At 64.5% G+C, this 20,542-nt stretch carries 21 protein-coding genes; 8 read left to right on the forward strand and 13 right to left on the reverse strand.

The genetic code is table 11. The annotated features are described in order from the left end of the window. Nucleotides 1-149: 149 nt before the first annotated feature. On the reverse strand, nucleotides 150-632 hold the full coding sequence (locus FIU86_RS12855; RefSeq protein WP_152475443.1) for a thioesterase family protein: 483 nt from the start codon (nucleotides 630-632) through the stop codon (nucleotides 150-152). A gap of 94 nt (nucleotides 633-726) precedes the next feature. On the opposite strand from FIU86_RS12855, the gene FIU86_RS12860 reads away from it, so the two are divergent. Further along, complete coding sequence (locus tag FIU86_RS12860; RefSeq protein WP_152475444.1) at nucleotides 727-1,455, forward strand: FadR/GntR family transcriptional regulator; 729 nt, start codon at nucleotides 727-729, stop codon at nucleotides 1,453-1,455. A gap of 179 nt (nucleotides 1,456-1,634) precedes the next feature. Here FIU86_RS12860 and FIU86_RS12865 read toward each other — a convergent pair whose 3' ends face one another. Beyond that, a complete protein-coding gene (locus tag FIU86_RS12865) occupies nucleotides 1,635-2,969 on the reverse strand; it encodes an ABC transporter substrate-binding protein (protein WP_152475445.1) in 1,335 nt (444 codons plus the stop codon). Nucleotides 2,970-3,072: 103 nt separating this feature from the next. Here FIU86_RS12865 and FIU86_RS12870 point away from each other — a divergent pair, with 103 nt between their 5' ends. Next, the gene (locus FIU86_RS12870; RefSeq protein WP_152475446.1) at nucleotides 3,073-4,419 is read left to right on the forward strand and encodes an NAD(P)-binding domain-containing protein; all 1,347 of its coding nucleotides are present in this window, start codon (nucleotides 3,073-3,075) and stop codon (nucleotides 4,417-4,419) included. Nucleotides 4,420-4,562: 143 nt separating this feature from the next. On the opposite strand, the gene FIU86_RS12875 is transcribed toward FIU86_RS12870, so the two are convergent. The 6 genes from FIU86_RS12875 to modA all read right to left on the reverse strand — a co-directional run bounded on the left by FIU86_RS12875 (nucleotide 4,563) and on the right by modA (nucleotide 9,345). After that, nucleotides 4,563-6,227 carry an iron ABC transporter permease gene (locus FIU86_RS12875; RefSeq protein WP_152475447.1) on the reverse strand — a complete coding sequence of 555 codons (1,665 nt, stop codon included), beginning with the start codon at nucleotides 6,225-6,227 and terminating at the stop codon, nucleotides 4,563-4,565. A gap of 105 nt (nucleotides 6,228-6,332) precedes the next feature. After that, entirely contained in the window at nucleotides 6,333-6,494 is a 162-nt protein-coding gene (locus FIU86_RS12880) for a hemin uptake protein HemP (RefSeq protein WP_254704019.1), read from the reverse strand. 20 nt (nucleotides 6,495-6,514) lie between these two features. Continuing rightward, nucleotides 6,515-6,679, reverse strand: coding sequence for a hypothetical protein (locus FIU86_RS22585; protein WP_172977499.1), 165 nt, complete (start codon nucleotides 6,677-6,679; stop codon nucleotides 6,515-6,517). A 100-nt stretch (nucleotides 6,680-6,779) separates the two neighbouring features. Continuing rightward, on the reverse strand, nucleotides 6,780-7,886 hold the full coding sequence (modC, locus tag FIU86_RS12885; protein WP_152475449.1) for a molybdenum ABC transporter ATP-binding protein: 1,107 nt from the start codon (nucleotides 7,884-7,886) through the stop codon (nucleotides 6,780-6,782). Further along, nucleotides 7,883-8,587: a molybdate ABC transporter permease subunit gene (gene modB, locus FIU86_RS12890; RefSeq protein ID WP_152475450.1), complete on the reverse strand. Its 705-nt coding sequence runs from the start codon at nucleotides 8,585-8,587 to the stop codon at nucleotides 7,883-7,885. Before modB ends, modC begins: the two co-directional genes overlap by 4 nt. Beyond that, nucleotides 8,584-9,345, reverse strand: a complete 762-nt coding sequence (modA, locus tag FIU86_RS12895) for a molybdate ABC transporter substrate-binding protein (RefSeq protein WP_152475451.1) — start codon at nucleotides 9,343-9,345, stop codon at nucleotides 8,584-8,586. Before modA ends, modB begins: the two co-directional genes overlap by 4 nt. A 199-nt stretch (nucleotides 9,346-9,544) precedes the next feature. Between modA and FIU86_RS12900 the strand changes: the two genes are divergently transcribed. The 4 genes from FIU86_RS12900 (at nucleotide 9,545) to FIU86_RS12915 (ending at nucleotide 12,658) form a co-directional block, all read left to right on the forward strand. After that, the gene (locus FIU86_RS12900) at nucleotides 9,545-10,015 is read left to right on the forward strand and encodes an NUDIX hydrolase (RefSeq protein ID WP_152475452.1); all 471 of its coding nucleotides are present in this window, start codon (nucleotides 9,545-9,547) and stop codon (nucleotides 10,013-10,015) included. A gap of 78 nt (nucleotides 10,016-10,093) precedes the next feature. Further along, nucleotides 10,094-10,567 (forward strand): DUF1178 family protein, encoded by a 474-nt coding sequence (locus FIU86_RS12905; RefSeq protein ID WP_152475453.1) that lies wholly within the window; start codon nucleotides 10,094-10,096, stop codon nucleotides 10,565-10,567. A 65-nt stretch (nucleotides 10,568-10,632) separates the two neighbouring features. Continuing rightward, nucleotides 10,633-11,277: an SDR family NAD(P)-dependent oxidoreductase gene (locus FIU86_RS12910; RefSeq protein WP_152475454.1), complete on the forward strand. Its 645-nt coding sequence runs from the start codon at nucleotides 10,633-10,635 to the stop codon at nucleotides 11,275-11,277. A 142-nt stretch (nucleotides 11,278-11,419) separates the two neighbouring features. Next, entirely contained in the window at nucleotides 11,420-12,658 is a 1,239-nt protein-coding gene (locus FIU86_RS12915; protein ID WP_152475455.1) for an aspartate kinase, read from the forward strand. A gap of 14 nt (nucleotides 12,659-12,672) precedes the next feature. Here FIU86_RS12915 and FIU86_RS12920 read toward each other — a convergent pair whose 3' ends face one another. Next, nucleotides 12,673-12,930, reverse strand: coding sequence for a hypothetical protein (locus tag FIU86_RS12920; RefSeq protein WP_152475456.1), 258 nt, complete (start codon nucleotides 12,928-12,930; stop codon nucleotides 12,673-12,675). Nucleotides 12,931-13,119: 189 nt separating this feature from the next. Here FIU86_RS12920 and ptsP point away from each other — a divergent pair, with 189 nt between their 5' ends. Continuing rightward, nucleotides 13,120-15,393: a phosphoenolpyruvate--protein phosphotransferase gene (gene ptsP, locus FIU86_RS12925; protein ID WP_254703832.1), complete on the forward strand. Its 2,274-nt coding sequence runs from the start codon at nucleotides 13,120-13,122 to the stop codon at nucleotides 15,391-15,393. A gap of 45 nt (nucleotides 15,394-15,438) precedes the next feature. On the opposite strand, the gene FIU86_RS12930 is transcribed toward ptsP, so the two are convergent. Continuing rightward, the gene (locus FIU86_RS12930; protein WP_152475457.1) at nucleotides 15,439-16,227 is read right to left on the reverse strand and encodes an EcsC family protein; all 789 of its coding nucleotides are present in this window, start codon (nucleotides 16,225-16,227) and stop codon (nucleotides 15,439-15,441) included. Between the two features lie 31 nt (nucleotides 16,228-16,258). Continuing rightward, on the reverse strand, nucleotides 16,259-16,744 hold the full coding sequence (locus tag FIU86_RS12935) for a GNAT family N-acetyltransferase (RefSeq protein ID WP_152475458.1): 486 nt from the start codon (nucleotides 16,742-16,744) through the stop codon (nucleotides 16,259-16,261). Nucleotides 16,745-16,839: 95 nt separating this feature from the next. Here FIU86_RS12935 and FIU86_RS12940 point away from each other — a divergent pair, with 95 nt between their 5' ends. Further along, nucleotides 16,840-17,448 carry a flavin reductase family protein gene (locus tag FIU86_RS12940; RefSeq protein ID WP_152475459.1) on the forward strand — a complete coding sequence of 203 codons (609 nt, stop codon included), beginning with the start codon at nucleotides 16,840-16,842 and terminating at the stop codon, nucleotides 17,446-17,448. 284 nt (nucleotides 17,449-17,732) lie between these two features. On the opposite strand, the gene FIU86_RS12945 is transcribed toward FIU86_RS12940, so the two are convergent. Together FIU86_RS12945 and FIU86_RS12950 are read right to left on the reverse strand one after the other, a co-directional pair. Continuing rightward, entirely contained in the window at nucleotides 17,733-19,364 is a 1,632-nt protein-coding gene (locus tag FIU86_RS12945; protein ID WP_152475460.1) for a SulP family inorganic anion transporter, read from the reverse strand. Nucleotides 19,365-19,468: 104 nt separating this feature from the next. After that, nucleotides 19,469-20,482, reverse strand: coding sequence for an NAD-dependent epimerase/dehydratase family protein (locus tag FIU86_RS12950; protein ID WP_152475461.1), 1,014 nt, complete (start codon nucleotides 20,480-20,482; stop codon nucleotides 19,469-19,471). Nucleotides 20,483-20,542: the final 60 nt, after the last annotated feature.

Here is a 20,542-nt window from a genome sequence, read left to right on the forward strand (position 1 = left end):
AAATTCGTACGAATTTTCTGGGCCCGCCACCACATACCGCAAGCTCGCGCCCGCGGCATTCCGATACAGCCGTCGGTCACCATGTCCAATTCTGCGACTGAATTCGACGAAGCTTTTCTGACACAGGTCCTCGGCGCCGGGAGCCGACGCTAGCCGCGACGCCGCAACCCGATGCCACGTCCCGCCGCCTCGGGGCGCGGCAATGCCGCATGCGCCTTTGCCACCTCGCGCAACCGCGCCAGGATCGTCTCCGGCATCGGCGCCACCTTCGGCCCCGACTGATCGACGTGCAGGGCGATCCCCTCGCCTGTGGCCACCACGGTGCCATCTTCGCGGATCAGTTCCTGGAAGCTGTGAAAGCGTTTTTCGTCATGGTCGAGAATGCGAAACGCGCCCTGCACCCGGTCGCCCAGCTTCAGCTCGCGCAGATAGCGCACATGGAACTCCGCCGTGTATGTGGTGCACCCGCTGGCGGCACGATACTCCGGCCCGAACCCGATCTCGGCATAGGCCTCGTCGGCCGCGCGGTCGAACAGGACGGTGTAATAGCCCATGTTCATGTGCTCGTTATAGTCGATCCAATCCGCCTCGACGGTCTGGAAGCTGGACAGGAAAGGTGCAGGCTCGGTCATGCGCCCCACATATCACGCGGGCGGCGGGCATGACCACGCTTTACGCGCCAACCAGACCAATTTATACCAGTCATACCGAAATTGGTCTGGTCCGATGAGCACACACGCCGAAGACACCGCCCCAGAATTGCGCCTCGCCCACCCGGTCGGCGCCACCGTGCAGATCGTCGTCGACACGCTTTTCGCGCGCATCAAGTCCGAGGAATACCCCCGCGACACCCGCCTGCCCTCGGAACGCACGCTGGCCGCCGAACTGGGCGTCGCCCGCAACACCGTGCGCGAGGCGCTCGACGTGCTCGAAAGCCAGGACGTGATCCGCCGCCGCCCCGGTGCCGGCAGTTTCGTCACCTACCGCTCCACGCCCCAGACCGCCCCCTCGCCCGATTCCGTCGCAGGCGAGACCAGCCCCCTCGACCACCTCGTCGTGCGCGGCATCCTGGAGCCGGAAATTGTCCGTCTGGCGGTGGTGAACATGACCCCGCGTATGCTCACCGCGCTGTCCGAAACCCTGTCGCGGATCGAAACCGTGACCACCGATATCGACGCCTTCATCGCGCTCGAGGAACAGCTTTACATCCAGATCGCCGAAGGCACCGGCAACGCGCTTCTGGCCTCGTGCTACCGTTTGGCCATCGACACCTACCACGAAAGCTATCGCACCCGCCTGCGTCGCCGCGCGCTCACGCCGCGCCGGATGCAGGAGTATCAGAAACGCTACAACACGCTCTACAATGCCATTGCCTCGCGCGATGTCGGTCAGGCGGTGGAGTTCATCAAGCTGCACCTCGTCGAGGAACAGAAACTGCTTCTGCAAGACGATTGATGCGTCTTAACCTCGGTTAACGCAGGGCCAAGACTTTTCAAAAAGTCTTGGCAAAAGTTTTCAAAAAACTTTTGCGCCGCGCGCCCTGTTCACCCCCGGCAGACGCAATAACGCACCGACGCAATACAGTCGGACATACCGACGCGATACCGACGCAGGTTTCAGGGCTTGGATCGCGTTTACCTTTGAGTCGCCTCTTCGTCCTGCACCACCCGCGCCCCCAGCGCCAGCACCCGCTCATAAGACAACCGCTGCTGCCACATCTGACCCAGGTCCCGCATCTCGGCACGCAGCAGATCCTCGTTGCGCCGCAGCCATCCCGGCACCGATCCAAACCCCACGACCCGGGCCCGCCCTTCCTCGATCCGCACCACCGGCCAGTCGCCCACCAGTGCGTTGTCGATCCCGAACACCTCCGCGCCCCACCACTCGGCAGGGCCAAAAGCGTGGGTCACCTCGCCCAGCTGTTTCATCGCCGCCAGCACACTTGCCGGCGCGACGCTGTCGGCCTTTTCCACGGCAGCGTGCCAGATATCCAGGATCGCCGCATACTCCCAGCTGACCGCCGTCCAGCTGTCGGGGTAAAGCGCGTTGTATTCCTCGTAAAACGCATTCGGCTGGTTGAAGAAGAACGCCTTTTCGCTCAACGCCGGATCGTCGAAGTCGGGAAACTGGAACACCAGCCCCTCCATGAATTCCGCCCCCAGCCGATCGACCAGCCGGTCGTAGTGATCGCAGGTGCAGGACAGGATTTGCCCTTTGAAACCATGGGCATGGGCGTATTCCGTCATCGCGTGCACCATCGGCGTATAGCTCGTGCACCAGCATAGGATGTCCGGGTTCGCGGCCAGCATCGGCCCCACGACGTTCTCCGCCGGCGCGCCCTCTGCGGGGTATTGCACCTCGTGCACGATCTCGATCCCCGCCGCCTTGAACGCCGCGCGATATGTGGCCAGCGACGGCAGGCCCATCCCGTCCTGCTGGGCGCACAGCGCCACGGTCTTCAACTCCGGGCGTTGCTTGGTCAGCCACTCCACCCCGGTCACCACGTAGACCGGGTGCACCTCCGACGGCGCAATCAGGTAGGGCGCGTCCGGCGAGAGGTCCGACGGCAACAGGGTCGAGGTCAGGATGCGCTTGTCCATCAGGCTCTGGCCCACCGCGCGATAGGCGTCACCGCCCAGCATCATCATCAGCTTGATGTCATGCTCGCGCAGCAGCGCCTGCGCCCCCTCGCGCGCCGCGTCAACGCTTTCTCCACAATCGTAAGCGTGAATGCGGATCGGGTAGCGCCGCCCCCCGATCAGCACACCGCCCGCGTTGTTCAACCATCGCTCCCAGATGCGGCAGCCCTGCAATCCGGGCAGGCCCCAGCTTTCGGCCTGACCCGACAGTGGCGCCAGAAAACCAATATCCACCGTCCGCGCCATACCCACCGACAGGCGTGGCATCACCCCCGAAAGGGCCAATCTCTGAGCAAAACTGGATGTTTCCGACGCCACCGCACGCTCCATTAAGGAATCCTTGACAGACTGGTCCAGTCTTTGGCTTAGTAAAAGGAACCAAAAGAACCAAAGTCAATAATTGGTCTACACCAATCTAGGGAGATAAAATAGAATGGCCAAGAAAAGAGTTGCCGTCATCGGCGCAGGACCCTCCGGACTGGCGCAATTGCGCGCGTTCCAATCCGCCGCAGACAAGGGCGCCGAGATCCCCGATATCGTCTGCTACGAGAAACAAAGCGACTGGGGGGGTCTGTGGAACTACACCTGGCGCACCGGCGTCGCCGAGGATGGCGAACCCTGCCACGGCTCGATGTACCGCTACCTGTGGTCCAACGGCCCCAAGGAAGGTCTGGAATTCGCGGACTACACGTTCGACGAACATTTCGGCAAGGAGATCGCCAGCTACCCGCCCCGCGCCGTACTCTTCGACTATATCGAGGGACGCGTGAAAAAGGCTGGCGTGCGAGACTGGATCCGCTTCAACCACGTGGTCCGCGACGTGCGCTACGACGACAAGACCGAAAAGTTCACCATCACGGCCCGCGATTCCAAGGCCGACACCGAATCCGAGGAAGAGTTCGACAATGTCATTGTCGCCACCGGCCACTTCTCCACGCCCAACGTGCCCCACTACCCGGGCTTCGACACGTTCAACGGCCGCATCCTGCACGCCCACGACTTCCGCGATGCTCGCGAATTCGAAGGCAAGGACATTCTGCTGATGGGCTCGTCCTACTCGGCCGAGGATATCGGCTCGCAATGCTGGAAATACGGCGCCAATTCGATCACCACCTGCTATCGGTCCGGCCCCATGGGCTATGACTGGCCCGACAACTGGGACGAGGTTCCGGCGTTGGAAAAGGTCGATGGCAAGACCGCCTATTTCTCCGACGGTCACACGCGTGAGGTGGACGCGATCATCCTGTGCACTGGCTACAAGCACCACTTCCCGTTCCTGCCCGACGACCTGCGCCTGAAGACCGCCAATCGGCTGGCGTCCGACGATCTCTACAAGGGCGTCGTCTGGATCGAGAATCCCAAGATGTTCTACCTCGGCATGCAGGACCAGTGGTTCACCTTCAACATGTTCGACGCCCAGGCCTGGTGGGTGCGCGACTGCATCATGGGCAAGATCGCCCTGCCCGACAAAGCCACGATGGAGGCCGACTGGAAAAAGCGCCAGGCCGACGAGGATGCGCTCGAGGACGATTACGCCTGCATCCGCTACCAGGGCGACTATATCGAGGAGCTGATCGCCGAAACCGACTATCCCAGCTTTGACCTCGAGATGGCCTGCCAGCAGTTCTATGCGTGGAAAAAGCACAAGAAGAAGGACATCATGGCCTTCCGCGACCACGGCTATGTCTCGCCCATGACCAACAAGCAGGCGCCCGCGCACCACACCCCGTGGAAGGATGCGCTCGACGACAGCCTTGAAAGCTACCTGCAAACCAGCTGAACCGATTATGCCCCGGCCCGCCACACCGCGGGCCGGCGCAATCGCTGCCACAGCTTTTCCTCTGGCCAGAAATATCCCGGAGAGCGCGAGAGGCAGCGCCTCTCGCTCCGGTCGTCGCGGGCGCAGCCCGCGGCGAAACCGCTTTACCCCGCTTTGACTGCGGCCCCCAGCCGCGCGGCCCGGCGCCCGGGCTCCTCGCGTCCGATCGACCGGCACAGCACGATCACCGGCAACAGCCCGAACGCCACCAGTACCAGCGACGGCACCGCCGCCTCGTGCAGCCGCTCATCCGCCGCCAACCGGTGCGCCTGCACCGCCAGCGTCTGAAAGTTGAACGGATGCAGGATCAGCGTCGCGGGCAATTCCTTCATCACGTCCACGAACACGATCAAGAGCGCCGTCAGCACAGACGACCGCGCCACCGGCAGATGCACCCGCATCAACAGCTTTGGCCCCGACTGCCCCAGAGACCGGCCAATGGCATCGAAATGCCCCGGCACCGTCGCCATGCCGCTGTCATAGGCATTCAGGGCCGCAGCCATGAACCGTGTCATGTAGGCCAGCACCATCAACCAGATCGACCCGGTGATCAGCAGCCCCGTGTCGATCCCGAAGTTGCTTTCCATGAACCTGTCGATCAGGTTGTCGAGCGCGGCCATCGGCACCATCAGCCCCACCGCGATAACCCCGCCCGGCACCGCGTATCCCAGCCCGGCGCCAACCACCAGCGCCTTGCTGCCCTTTGTGGGGCGGGTCCGGGCGCGAAAACCGATCAGGATCGCGCCCAGCACCGTCAACACCGACGCCACCGTGGCCAGCACCACGGAATTCTGCATGAACCCGATATAGCGCGCCGCGAACAGGTTCTGGCCCGAGCCCACGGCCATCGTCCCCAGCATGATCACCGGCACGATAAAGCCCAAGAGAACCGGAACGACACAGACCAGCGTCGCGATCCACCCCGCGCCACCGGTCAGGCGCGGCTTCTCCAGCGCCTCGAACCTTGCGCCCCGGCCTGCCGTCTGCGCGCGGCCCCGTTGCGCCCGCTCCAACCCCGCCACCAGCAAGGCGAACATCAGCAGGCACAACGACAGTTGCGCCGCCGCGGGCCGATCCCCCAGCGAAAACCACGCCTGGTAAATGCCGGTCGCAAAGGTCTGCACGTTGAAAAAGGCCACGGTGCCGTAATCCGCGATGGTCTCCATCACCGCCAAAAGCGCGCCCCCCGCGATGGCGGGCCGCGCCATGGGCAGCGCCACGCGCCAGAACGCCTTCATCGGCGATTGCCCCAGCGTCCGCGCCACAAGAAAGGCGTTCGACGATTGCTGCCGGAACGACGCCCGCGCCAGCAAGTAGACATACGGATATAGCACGATGATCAGCATCAGCGCCGCACCGCCCAGGCTGCGGATCTCGGGAAACCAATAGTCGCGCGGCCCCCATCCCGTCACATCCCGCAAAAGGGTCTGCACCGGGCCGGGATGATCCAGCAGATAGGTATAGGCATAGGCCAGCACATAGGCCGGAAAGGCCAGCGGCAACGCCAGCGCGATTTCCAGCCATCGATGCCCGGGAAAACGATAGACCGTCACCAACCACGCGGTGACCGACCCGATCACGGCCGTGGACACGCCCACCACCACCACCAGAATCAGGGTCGTCGCGGTGTAGCGCGGCAGGACGCTGGACAGCACATTGCGCCATGTATCCAGGTCACCGGTGAACGCCGCCAGCGCCGACGCAAGGATCGGCGCCACGCAGAGCGCGACGATGATCCAGGCTAGGCGATGCAGCAGGCTTTCCGACATCCGGCGGGTCCCTCGTGGAAATAACCGCCTTTCGCTGCCACATCCGGGCCGAACTTGCCAGCAGAAACCTGACAAAAATAGTTTACCCGGCCCGACGCCAGAGCGTCACTTCGTCAGGATCAACTTGCCCGCGCGCGTGATCCGCAAAGTATAAACCTTGCCATCCAGCGTGATCTGCGCGGTCGTTTGCCCGCGCGTCAGCTCGCGCGCATCATGCGCGGTGTCATGCGCCTCGCCCGCCTCGCTGGCCGCCACAAGTTGCGGCATCTCCTTTGTCTGCGCGCGGATCATGCCCCCGGCTCCCCGGCGGTCTGCAACAGCCGCTCCAACATCAGGTCAAGACACAGCCCACTTGTCATCGCGGCATCGAGAAGGGTGAAGGATCGGGGTTCCGGAATCAGTTTTTGCCGCGGCTCTTGGCCAGCACTTTCGGGGTGAGGCATCACACGCATGATCGCGCTCCATTGCTTGCGATTTCGGGGGATGGCTGACCTTGAAGGCTGGCTTCAAATATTTCTGATCGATTTAGTCAGAAATGTCAACGGTCGGATTTCACCCCGGCGATACACCCGCCGCGCCGCCGATGCTGCCACGCGGAATCGCGGTTGCGTTCAGGATCGCAAAGCAGGTCATGCCGGGCTCAAGCCCCATCTCGGTCGCCGCCATTTGCGTGATCCGCGCCAGAAGCACATCTTCGCCCGCGCGGAGCTGTACCGCAACGCCCGGCCCCACCCCGCGATGCAACGCCATAACAGCGACAGGCAGCACATTATGCGACGACAGACCCTCGGGCGCCGCCTTCGACAGCAGAACATCCTGCGCCAGCACCCTCAGCCGGATCGTGCTGCCCTCCGGCGCTACCACACCGGGCAACAACAACTCGCCCCCCGACAAAGTCAAACGGCTCAACCCGTCGGCCCCGTGCTCGGCCACACGCGCAGGCAAGATCGCGCCCGCCTCCCTGATTCCCACCAGCGGCAGCGCCTTGGGGTCGCTCAGCACGGCCTCGGCCCTGCCCGACAGAACCACCTGCCCGCGCTGCATCACCACCAGTTCATCAGCCAACCGCGCTACCTCGGCAAGATTGTGCGACACGTAGACGATCGGCACCTGCGCCACGTCGCGCAGCCGTTCGAGGTAAGGAAAGATCTCATCCTTGCGCGGCTCGTCCAACGCCGCCAAAGGCTCGTCCATCAACAGCAAGCGTGGCCGCGACAACCACGCCCGCGCCAGCGCGACCCGCTGTTTTTCGCCCCCCGACAGCGTCCCGGGCCGGCGCTCCAGAAGCGCCTCCAGCCCCAACAGCGCCACGACCCGTTCCATCTCTGCCCGGTCCAGCCCCCCCGGCGCGAAGCGGGCCCCGTATTCGATATTGGCCCCGACGCTCATATGCGGAAACAGCCGCCCATCCTGAAAGACATAGCCAATGCGCCGTCGCGCCGCCGGCAGATGCACGCCTTGCGCGCCATCGAACAGCACCGTATCGGCCAGCGCGATCCGCCCGGCATCGGGCCGCAACAGCCCCGCGATGGCATTGACGACGCTGGATTTTCCGACGCCCGACGGACCGAAAAGCGCGGTCACCCCCGCGCCGGCCTCGAACGCCACATCCAGGTCCAGCCCCGGAAACCGATGCCCGATCTCGACGCTCAGGCTCATCGCGGTGTCTCCTGCCCGATGCGCCGCGCCACGCGCCGGGCCAGCCATTCCGACACCAGGACCGCGCCAAGCGCCACGATGATCGCCAGCACGACAAGACGGATCGCCGACGCCTCGCCGCCCGGCACCTGCAGGAAGGCGTAAACCGCCGAGGGCAGCGTCTGGGTCTCACCGGGGATGTTGGCGACAAATGTTATGGTCGCACCGAACTCTCCCATCGCCTTGGCAAAACCCAGCACGACCCCCGCCAGGATGCCCGGCGCGATCAGCGGCAGCGTCACTGTGCGAAACCGTGCCGCCCGCCCCGCGCCCAGCGTCTCGGCCGCCGCTTCCAACTTGGGATCTACCGCCTCGATCGCCAGCCGGATCGCCCGCACCATCAGCGGAAATCCCATGATCCCCGCCGCCAATGCCGCCCCGGTCCAGCGAAAGGCCAGCACGATGCCCCAGTCCGCCAGGATCCGGCCAACGGCGCCGTTCATTCCAAATGTCAGCAACAGCAAGTACCCGGTCACCACCGGCGGCAGAACCAGCGGCAGATGCACCAGCGCACTCAGCAAAGCCTTGCCCGGAAACCGCTTGCGGGCCAGCACCCAGGCCACCGCGATGGCCGGCGGCAGGCTGATCGCCACGGCCCACGCCGACACTTTCAGAGACAGCGTCAGCGCGGCCCATTCAGCCTCGCCAAGGCCGAGGGTCATGGCAAATCCCCGACACGCGTAAAGCCATGCGCGACAAAGGCGTCTTCGGCTCTTTCGGAAACCAGATGTTCAAGCACGGCTCGCGCGCCATCGCTGTCCCGCCCCGTGACCAATGCCATGGGATAGACAATCGGCGCGTGCGTGTCCGGGTCGATCCGCGCCAGGATCCGCACCCCCGGATCGGCCTGCGCATCGCTGGCATAAACCACGCCCAACGGCACCTCGCCGCGCGACACGAGGGCAAGCGCGGCGCGGACATTTTCCGTCTCGGCCAGCTGGGGGCGCAGTGCTTCCCAAAAGCCAGCCGCCTGCATCCATTCCTGCGCGTAGATGCCAGCCGGCACCGCCTCCGTATGACCCACGGCCAGCCGCCCCGCATCCAGCCGCTCCAGCAGGGTGTCGGCGTTCAGCTCACCCAGATCCGCCGCCCCGCGCGGCCCAACCAGAACCAGCCGGTTGCCCAACAGGTCCGTGCGCGTCGAAACCGCAATATGCCCGTTCTCTTCCAGCCAATCGACCCAAGCCACATTGGCCAGAATCACCACGTCCGCCGGGGCGCCCTGCGCCACCTGCCGCGCCATGGTCCCCGACCCGCCATAGGATACGCGAGCGTCGATCCCGGACCCGTCCAGCGCCGCCTCCAGCGCACCGCGCAACGACGCCGCCGCAAAGATCGTCACCGGCGCGTCGGACCGTGCCGCCCCGGCGCTGGCAAGAGTCGCGCAAATGATTGTGAAAACGCCGAAAATCCGTATCATGTCCGAAGTATCCTGCACTTGCGGATGCGACACAAGACCCGCCCGATGCCCCGTCTACTGTACGGGACATGCCCCCGCCGCCACGATCCGGAGTGTTTTTTTCGGACCATCATCGAAATTTCATGTGAATCGACGATAATCATGTTTATACTACGTATATACACTCCGGTCTGAGCAAGTGGGCACCAGAGAAACCCCAATGACCTTACAGGGCAAAGATCAGCTTCCACTCTCGCTGCGCATCGCGGACAAGCGCGATGTGCGCAGCCAGTTCGGCGCGCTGTGCTACCGCATGAAGGGGGGCAAGCCGCAGGTGCTGCTGATCACGTCGCGTCGCACGGGCCGCTGGATCATCCCCAAGGGCTGGCCGATGGAAGGCAAAACCCCGGGGGAAAGCGCCCTGTGCGAAGCCTGGGAAGAGGCCGGTGTGCGCGGCAAAGTCACCGGCACCTGTCTTGCGCTGTTTTCCTATACCAAGGGCGTCGGCGCGGCTGACAAGCTGCCGTGCGTCGTGCTAGTCTATCCCGTCAAAGTCCATGCACTGGTCAACGACTTTCCCGAAGCCGGTCAGCGCAAGCGGCGTTGGATGAGCCTGAAGAAAGCCGCCAAGCGCGTCGGCGAGCCGGAATTGGCGCATCTCCTGAAGTCATTCGACCCCCATCGCCTCTGACGGGCAAACCGCTCGCTCGGCTTGATTTTTACGGCATTCCACCTATTGTCACGGGGGGTTTCGCAGCGGAGCAACCAGGTGATCAAGTTCACCCTCAAATGCAATCAGGACCACCAGTTCGAAAGCTGGTTTCAGTCTGCCGAAGCGTTCGACAAACTCGACGCCGCCGGCATGGTTTCCTGCGCCGTTTGTGGCTCGGACTCGGTGACCAAGGCGCTGATGGCCCCCAGGGTCCGCGCCAGCCGCGACGCCGCCCCGGTGCCAGCCCCGACATCGGCTCCGGCACCGGGCGCCCCCGACACTGGACCATCGCGCCTTTCGGCGCCGACCGATCCCCGTGGCAAAGCCATTGCGGACCTCAGAACCCAGATCGAGAAAAACTCGGAATATGTCGGCCTCGAATTCGCGGCGCAGGCCCGCGACATGCATGATGGCCTGACCCCCAACCGCGCCATCCACGGCGAGGCGAAGCCCGAGGAGGCCCGCAAGCTGATTGACGATGGCGTACCCGTTTTGCCCTTGCCTTTCGTGCCGCGCCGCAAAGCGAATTGATCTTTTGCCTTGTCTCGCTCTCCCGCGAGGCAAGCGTTTTCACCGTCACTACAAGAGGACGTCCCATGCATGTCGTGATCACAGGCGCCAACCGCGGGATCGGCGCCGCCCTCGCGGAGCGGTTCAGTCAGCGTGGCGAAAACGTCACCGGCACCTCGCGCGACCCCAGGTCCGACCACACGCTCGACGTGACCGACCCCGCCAGCCATCGCGCTTTCGCCGCACGGCTCGACGGAACGCCGGTTGACCTGCTGGTGTGCAATGCCGGCGTTTACCTCGACAAGGGCGAGACCCTGCCCGACGGGTATCCGGCCAAAATGTGGGCTGACAGCTTCGCCGCGAACGTCACCGGCGTGTTCCTGACGGTGCAGACCCTTCTGCCCTGTCTTCAGGCCGCCCAAGCAGGCAAGATCGCGATTATCTCCAGCCAGATGGCCAGTCACGAACGCGCCCCCGGCGGCAGTTACATCTATCGCGCCTCCAAGGCCGCGGCACTGAACCTCGGGCGCAACCTCGCCACGGACCTCGCCCCGCTGGGGCTGGCCGTGGGCATCTATCATCCCGGCTGGGTGCGTACGGATATGGGCGGCAACAGCGCCGACATTTCCGTGGACGAGGCCGCATCCGGGCTGATTCAGCGGTTCGACGCGCTGGATATCGACACCACCGGATGTTTCCAGACCCGGGATGGTAAAGATCACCCGTACTGACCTATGCCCCATTTTCTTTCACAAAGAAAATGCCCAAGAAAATTCGTACGAATTTTCTTGGGCGCGCGGCGCGCACGCTCGGCTCTTGCCCTTCGCCGCGCACGCGCGTAAAGCACCTGCGATCTGATCCAAGGACGCAGCCATGCCCCTGCTCGTGATGAAATTCGGCGGCACCTCGGTGGCCAATATCGACCGCATCCGCCGCGCCGCGAAACGCGTCGGCGTCGAGGTGGCCAAGGGCTATGACGTGATCGTCATCGTCTCGGCCATGGCGGGGCGCACCAACGAACTGGTGGGCTGGGTCGACGAGATCTCGCCGCTCTACGACGCCCGCGAATACGACGCCGTGGTCAGCTCGGGCGAGGTGGTCACCGCCGGCCTTATGGCGCTCACCTTGCAGGAAATGGATATCCCCGCGCGCAGCTGGCAGGGCTGGCAGGTGCCGCTCAAGACAAACTCGTCCCACTCCGCCGCCCGGATCGAGGAAATTCCAACCGACAACATCAACGCCAAGTTCGGCGAAGGCATGCAGGTGGCCGTGGTCGCAGGCTTTCAGGGGATCAGCCCCGAAGGCCGCATCACCACGCTGGGCCGCGGCGGCTCGGACACCACCGCGGTGGCCTTCGCCGCCGCCTTCGGGGCAGAGCGCTGCGACATCTACACGGACGTCGACGGCGTCTACACCACCGACCCGCGCATTACCGACAAGGCGCGCAAGCTCGACCGCATCGCCTTCGAGGAGATGCTGGAACTGGCCAGCCTGGGGGCCAAGGTCCTTCAGACCCGCTCGGTCGAGCTAGCGATGCGCTACAACGTGCGCCTGCGCGTGCTATCAAGTTTCGAGGAACAATCGGACGACGCAGGAACGCTGGTCTGCGCCGAGGAGGAAATCATGGAATCAAACGTGGTCAACGGCATTGCCTATTCCCGCGACGAGGCGAAAATGACGCTTATCTCGGTCGCCGACCGCCCCGGCATCGCCGCCGCAATCTTCGGCCCCCTGTCGGATGCCGGCGTCAACGTCGACATGATCATCCAGAACATTTCCGAGGAAGGCCGCACCGACATGACCTTCTCCTGCCCCACCAACCAGGTGGCGCGCGCCGAGAAGGCCCTGCAGGGCGCCAAGGATCGGGGCGAGATCAACTTTCACGACCTCGTGGCAGACACCAACGTGGCCAAGATCTCGGCAGTGGGCATCGGCATGCGCAGCCAATCGGGCGTCGCCGCCAAGATGTTCCAGACGCTGCGGGACGAAGGGATCAACATCAAGGTCATCTCGACCTCCGAGATCAAGATCTCGGTACTGATCGACCGCAAGTACATGGAGTTGGCCGTGCAATCGCTGCACGACGCGTTCGAGCTGGACAAGACCGCCTGAGCCCGCGCGCGGCCTCAGGGCCGCCGCGCCAGTGCCAGGTGAAACAGGACACCCACCGACGCCACCCCGGCGAACACCAGCACGGTCGTCGCCGCGCCCAGCCGGTCCAGCATCACGCCGATCAACCGCTCAAGCTCGGCGCCACGTCCCGTCGGGCTCACCGACTGGTCATGCGACAGGGCCGCGCCTGCTACCAGAACGAACAGGACGACATAAACGACCGCTAAACGATAGTGCTGCGGCGATCCGCGGCGCGGCAATGGTATCGGCATAGTGACCTTTCCTGTCTGGCGAACGCAGGCTCACTTAATGCGCTTTACCAAGACGCGCTGGCGAAATAATGACGATATCCGGGCATTTGCCCGCGCTTTGCCGCATCGCGCGCCGCCGGGTGACATTGCCATTTCACAATGCCCGCAACCTGTGATTTAACCGTTCCGGCTCCCGGCCAGAACGGCCCCATGGAAAGGCTTCCGAACGCCATGACACCTTCCGGCGATCAGATCGAGACTGACAGCCGCCAGATGCTCTCGCGCCTGCGTGCGCTCATGGCCGAAGACGCCGCCGGACAGGCGCGCCTGGACGCGATCACCACGCTTATCGCCGAGGAAATGCGCACAGAGGTGTGCTCGATTTACCTCTTCCGAGACGAGCAGACGCTCGAGCTGTGCGCCACCGAGGGTCTCAACCGCGATGCCGTGCACCAGACCCGGATGAAGCTTGGCGAAGGCCTCGTGGGCCGCGTCGCCCGCACCGGCAAGGTGATCAACACCGATGACGCCCCCGCCGCACCCGGCTTTCGCTACATGCCGGAAACCGGCGAAGAGGCCTATTGCTCTTTCATGGGCGTGCCGGTTCAACGGCTGGGCGAAACCTTGGGCGTGCTGGTCGTTCAATCGAAACAGTCCCGCGAATATTCCGACGAAGAGCTGTACGCGGTCGAGGTCGTCGCCATGGTCATCGCCGAGATGGCCGAACTGGGCGCCTTCGTCGGCGAGGGCGCGGCCATGTCAGCCCGCCATCAACAGCCGGTGCTGTTCCGCGGCGGTATCGCCCAGGAAGGGGCGGCACAGGGCCATGTCTGGCTGCACGAACCCCGCGTCGTCGTGACCAACCCGATCGCCGAGGACCCCACCCGCGAGTTGGAGCGCCTCGCAGAAGCCGTGGACGCCCTGCGCGTCGGTGTCGACCGCATGCTCAGCACAGCGGCCACCGGCGACAAGGAACAGCTTCAGGTGCTCGAAGCCTACCGCATGTTCGCCAACTCCAAGGGCTGGATGAAGCGGATGGAAGAGGACATCGCACGTGGCCTGTCGGCCGAGGCGGCGGTTGAAAAGGAACAATCCACCACCCGCGCCCGCATGACCCAGGTCACCGATCCCTACCTGCGCGACCGGCTGCATGACCTCGATGACCTCAGCAACCGCCTCCTGCGGATCCTCACCGGACAGGGCTCGGAAACCGGCGCGGAAATGCCCGACGACCCTATCCTTATTGCGCGCAACATCGGGCCCGGCGAGTTGCTGGATTACGGGCGCCGCCTGCGCGGAATCGTCCTCGAAGAAGGTTCCGTCGGCTCCCACGCCGCCATCGTGGCCCGCGCGCTTGCCATCCCGCTTGTGATCCACGCCAGCCGCATCACCAACGAGGCGCTGAACGGTGACTTCGTGATGGTCGACGGCGACCAGGGCATCGTCCACCTGCGCCCCGACGAAAACGTGGTCACAGCCTTCCGCGACAAGATGGCGATGCAGGCGCAGGCCCAGGAACGCTACGCCTCGATCCGAGACAAGCCAGCGGAAACACTCTGCGGCACCCGGCTTGCCCTGCACATGAACGCCGGCCTCATGGCCGACCTGCCCAGCCTCGAAGGCTCCGGTGCCGAGGGGGTCGGCCTTTTCCGGACCGAGCTTCAGTTCCTCGTGCGCGCCCACATGCCGCGCCGGTCGGAACTGAGCGAGCTTTATGCCCACGTCATGGACGCCGCCAAGGGCAAGCGCGTCTGCTTCCGCACGCTCGACATCGGCTCGGACAAGGTGCTGCCCTACATGAAGGTGGTGGACGAACCCAACCCCGCACTTGGCTGGCGCGCGGTACGCGTCGCGCTCGACAAGCCCGGCGTGATGCGCATGCAGCTTCAGGCGCTCGTGCGCGCCGCCAAGGGGCGCCCGCTGTCGGTCATGTTCCCCTTCGTCGCCCAGCGGGAGGAGTTTTCCGCCGCGAACGCCGAGATGAACAAGGCTCTGGAACGCGAGCGCATTCTGGGCCACCCCCTGCCCTCCGAGATCGAGGTCGGCGCGATGCTGGAAACGCCGTCACTGGCCTTCGCGCCGGACTCTTTCTACAAGGAAGTCGATTTCCTCTCGATCGGCGGCAACGATCTCAAGCAGTTCTTCTTCGCCGCCGACCGCGAGAACGAGCTTGTCCGGCGACGCTACGACACGCTGAATGTCAGCTTCCTCAGCTTCATCGAATCCATCGTGAAGCGCTGCGAGGCGCATGACACGCCACTCAGCTTCTGCGGCGAGGATGCCGGCCGCCCGGTCGAGGCCGCCTGCCTGGCGGCCATCGGCCTGCGCAGCCTGTCGATGCGCCCCGCCTCTATCGGGCCGGTGAAATCCATCCTGCGCCGCATCGACCTGGGCGAGCTTTTCGCGGTGATCGACGGCGTGCGCAACGCGGGCGACCAATCCGTGCGCCCGGCGGTGATGGATTATCTCAAGGGCAAGCTCTGAGCCCCAGAAAATTCGTACGAATTTTCTCGGGCCCGGCCCCGCCCCTCAGGCGCGCTTGACGCTCGGAAGCTCCACCAGATCGCGAAAGTCTTCCAGCAGCTCGGCATGATCGCGGTCGGCCTCTATCGCCAGACGGCGCAGCCCGAAATGCACATGGGCCATCTGCTGGTAATAGCTGGTGAAGGCATAATTCGTCGCCGCCCCCGCCGCCGCGCCCAGCACGGGTACCGTTTGTGCAGCCAGCTTCTGGCCCAGAACCGTGGCCAGCCTTGGCGCGACCTTCGCCACCAGCGCCTGTACCGCCTTGCCCGTCACCGCAACCCGCGTGCTGAGAAACGCAAGATCGCTGCCATCGTCATGGTCCAGCGGCCCCGCCGCGGCAAAGACCTTGATACAGTCATATTGCACGCCCGGCTCGTCCGGATCGAAGCCGTATTCCGCAGCCACATCCTGGATTGCGCGCAAAAGCACCGTGGTCGTGACGGGCAGTTCCGCCAGCGCCGTGGGCAGCCCGCCCGCGCCGCCCGCCGCGCCCATCGCCGTCGTCATCGCACGGCTCATCCAGCCGGGACTGTCCGGAAAGTAACCACGCGAGCGATGCGCGGTCTCCATCGCCATCCGCAGCGCCCGCTCGGTGCTGTCGTCCAGCCGCGACCGTACCGGCACCGGCAGCCGCGACAACAGCCCCTCGGCCTGTCCGCCGACCATGTTCAGCACCTGGATGCCGACGTTTCCGGCCCGCCGATGCCGCTCGGCCAATGCCTTCAGGCGCGCCTCCACCGCGGTCGCATCTATCGCCGCCGGCAGGATCTCGGAATAGGTTTTCTTTCCCATGGTCAAAAGATCGGGCACCCCGCCCGCTTTTTCAAGCCGCACGCGTGACTTTGCCGGCAATCCCCTGCCATGCACCGGGGATCAATTCCATGCCAAGCACCCGCTCGGGGTTGGTTGGCGGCGGCATCTTCACCTTGTGCAGCCGACTGAAACCGAACCGCTCGTAATAGGGCGCGTCGCCCACCAGCATCGCCCGGTCCCACCCGGCCTCCTGCCCGATCTTCAGCGTCTCGCGGATCAAGTATCCGCCCAGCCCCTCGCCCTGCCGTGTCGGGTGCACGGCGATGGGCCCGACCAGCAACGCGCGGGCCGCGCCGATCCGCACCGGCCAGACCCGGATCGCCCCGGCCAGGATGTCCTCCGCGTCCCGCGCCACCAAACACAGCGCCGCCACCGGCGCCACGCCCTCGCGCAACCGGTAGGACGACAGCGCCTCGCGCCCGGGCGCAAAGCACAGGTCATAAAGCGCCTCGACCTCCCACCAATCCTCGCGTGTCTCTCGGCGCAGGTTGTACACAGGCGCTTTATCCTTCGAAAAACAGGTGGATCGTCGCCTAGCACGCGGGTAGGCCTATGTCCAAACGCAATCGCAAACAGCCCCGAAGGACGCTCATGTTCTACCGCCCCGAAGACGGCCACGGCCTGCCGCACAACCCGTTCAACGCCATCGTCGCGCCCCGCCCCATCGGCTGGATCTCGACCCGTGGCAGCGACGGCGCGGAAAACCTCGCCCCCTATTCCTTCTTCAACGCCGTGGCCTACGTGCCGCCGCAGGTGATGTTTTCCTCAACCTCGACCAAACCCGACCGGGGCGACACAAAGGACAGCGTCGCCAATATCCGCGACACCGGCGTGTTTTGCGTCAACATCGTGGAATACGCCCTGCGCGACGCGATGAACCAGACCTCGGGCCCTTGGCCGATGGAGACCGACGAGTTCACCGATGCCGCGATCGAGCGTGCGGCCTGCGAGACCATTGCCTGCTCGCGGGTGGCCGCCGCGCCAGCAGCACTGGAATGCAAGCTGACGCGGATCGTCGATCTGCCGGGCGAGGCCAACAAGGTGGTGTTCGGTGAGGTCACCGGCGTCTATATGCGCGACGATTGCCTGAAGGACGGCATCTTCGACGTGCTCAGCTTCAACCCGCTCGCGCGGATGGGCTACAAGGATTACACGGTGGTGCGCGAGAAATTCGCCATCGCGCGTCCGGGAGAAAGCTGAGCCGCGCCATCGCTGCCCCCCGGGGTGGCGATACTACAGCCGTTCAGCAGCACTTTATATTTGCCAAGTCCTTATGAGCCTAGATCGGCGAAATCCGGGCAAACCAATCGCCACCCCAAGGGAGGGGGCCGGCGATGGCGCGGCGGCCTTCGGCCTTGATTCCGCGCTCAGGCTACAGGCTCTACAGCGTTCCGGGACTTCGATAACAGAGATCCCGGATCAAGTCCGGGACTCAACATCGCTTAGGGTGGGTGAAAACCCAAGCACCCCGCCCCGGCAGACCCTCAATGCCCCCCGCCAAGAACCCCGGTCTTCACGTCGTAATCCACGGCCAGCCCGTAATCGGGGTCATCGTCGCTGTCGACCATCAGGTGCCCGGCCTTGTTCAGCATGCGGTGGCAATCCCGTGTCAGATGGCGTAGCTGCACCCGCTTGCCCGCGGCCAGGTATTTGCCCGCCACGGCCTCGATGGCCTGCAACGCCGACTGGTCCACGACCCGGCTCTCGGCAAAGTCCACGATCACCTTGTCGGGGTCGTTCTCAAGGTCGAACAATTCCACGAAACCGCTGGCCGAGCCGAAAAACAGCGGCCCCTGCACGCGATACACCTTGGTGCCGTCCATTTCCTTGCCGGTGATGGCGTGAATGCGCTTGGCGTTGTTCCACGCGTAAGTCAGCGCCGAGACGATCACCCCTACGACCACGGCGATGGCCAGGTCGTATTGCACCGTCACCACCGTCACCAGCACGATCACCAACGCGTCCGACAGGGGCACCTTGCGCAAGATCCGCAGCGAATTCCAGGCAAACGTCCCGATCACCACCATGAACATCACGCCCACCAGCGCGGCCAGCGGAATCTGCTCGATCAGCGGAGCGGCGAACAGGATGAAGATCAGCAGGAACACCGCCGCGCAGATCCCGGCGATGCGCGTCCGCCCGCCCGATTTCACGTTGATGATCGACTGCCCGATCATGGCACAGCCGCCCATGCCGCCGAAAAAGCCGGTCACGGTGTTGGCCACGCCCTGCGCGATGCATTCCTGGCTGGCGCCACCGCGCCGGTTGGTCATCTCGCCCACCAGGTTCAGCGTCAGCAGGCTTTCGATCAGGCCGATCGCGGCCAGGATCACCGCGTAGGGCAGGATGATCTCGAACGTCTCCAGCGTCAGCGGAACGGTCGGGATATGAAAGGCCGGCAACCCGCCCTCGATCGAGGCAAGGTCCCCCACCCGCGGCACGTCCAGCCCGAAGATCAGCACGATCGCAGCCACCAGCCCGATCCCGGCCAGCGGCGCCGGGATCGCCTTGGTCACCCGCGGCATCAACCAGACCACCGCCATGGTCAGCGCAACCAACGCGAGCATGGTGTAAAGCGGCGCACCCGATAGCCATTCGCCGCCACTCATCCCGTGGCCGGTATTCTCCATCGTACCGGGCACCTTGAACTGGCCCAGCTGTGCGAGGAAAATCACGATGGCCAGCCCGTTGACAAAGCCCAGCATCACCGGGTGCGGTACAAGGCGGATGAACTTGCCCCAACGCAGCACCCCCGCCGTGATCTGCAAGATCCCCATCAGGACCACCGTGGCAAACAGGTACTCGACCCCATGCTGCGCCACCAAAGACACCATTACCACGGCCAGCGCGCCGGTGGCCCCGCTGATCATACCGGGCCGTCCACCGATCAAGGCCGTGATCAGGCCGACGATGAAGGCCGCGTAAAGCCCCACCAGCGGATGCACCCCGGCGACGAAGGCAAAGGCCACTGCCTCGGGCACCAGCGCCAGCGCCACGGTCAACCCGGCCAGCAGCTCGATCCGCAACCGTGACACGCTCAGCTTTTCCTCCGGCAGAAGGCTGAGATCGGACAAATCGAAGCGTTTGGCCCAGTCGGCCAGCAAGGTGCGTTTCACGGGGGGCTATCCTGATTGGTATTTTTCGCGCGAGCGTCCCCCTAACGCGAACAGGCCCGATTGACCATTGCCAATTTCAGGACCCGGCCATGAACGTGACGGGATTATTTTCCGTAATAGTCCCGAAACCACGCCACGAACTGGCGGACACCGTCGCGCACGTCGGTATCCGGGCTGTACCCCGTCAGGCTTTGCAACAGGCTGGCATCGGCCCAGGTGGCCGGCACGTCGCCCTTTTGGATCTCCATCAGGTTGCGCTCGGCGGTCATGCCCAGCGCCGCCTCGATGGCATCGACGAAATCCGTCAGGCGCACCGTTTTGGAATTTCCGATATTGACCACGCGATAGGGTGCCACAGGCGACAGGCTGTCGCCCTCCGCAATTGCCTCGGGGTCGTCGGGCCGTACCGGGGCCGCGTCCATCAACAGGCGAATTCCGCGCACAAGGTCAGTGACATAGGTAAAGTCACGGTACATCTCTCCGTGGTTATAGACATCGATCGGCCGCCCCTCCAGAATCGCATCCACGAACTTGTAAAGCGCCATGTCCGGGCGCCCCCAAGGCCCGTAGACCGTGAAAAACCGGAACATCGTTGTCGGCAAGTTCCACAGATGGGCATAGGAATGCCCCATCGCCTCGGTCGCCTTCTTGGTGGCGGCGTAGATCGTCATCGGCGTGTCGGCCTTCTGCGTCTCGGCATAGGGCATGTCGGTCTCTGCCCCGTAGACCGAACTGGTCGAGGCCATCAGCAGATGCCGGACCGCGTGACGTTTTGCCGCCTCCATCACATTGAAGGTGCCGACCACGTTCGCCTCGATATAGGCGCGCGGGTTTTCCAGGCTGTAGCGCACGCCCGCCTGCGCCGCCAGGTGCACGATGATATCCGGCGCGCAGGCGTCCACGGCCCTGTCCAGCGCTGCGACATCTTCCAGCATCGCCTCGGTCGCCGTGAAATTGGGGGACTGCAACAGCATCTGGTGCCGCCGCGCCTTCAGCGACACGTCGTAGTAATCGGTCATGCCGTCAAAGCCATGCACGACGACCCCCTCGTCCAGCAGCAGCTGCGCCAGGTGGTATCCGATAAAACCGGCTGTCCCGGTGATGAAAACCCGTGCCATGCGTGTGTCGTCCCCGCTGCCCCGTTCCGCCGGTCATTCGTTAGCGGGCGCGGCCATGCC

It is taken from the genome of Roseovarius sp. THAF9 (assembly GCF_009363715.1).
In the GTDB taxonomy this organism is placed as follows: domain Bacteria; phylum Pseudomonadota; class Alphaproteobacteria; order Rhodobacterales; family Rhodobacteraceae; genus Roseovarius.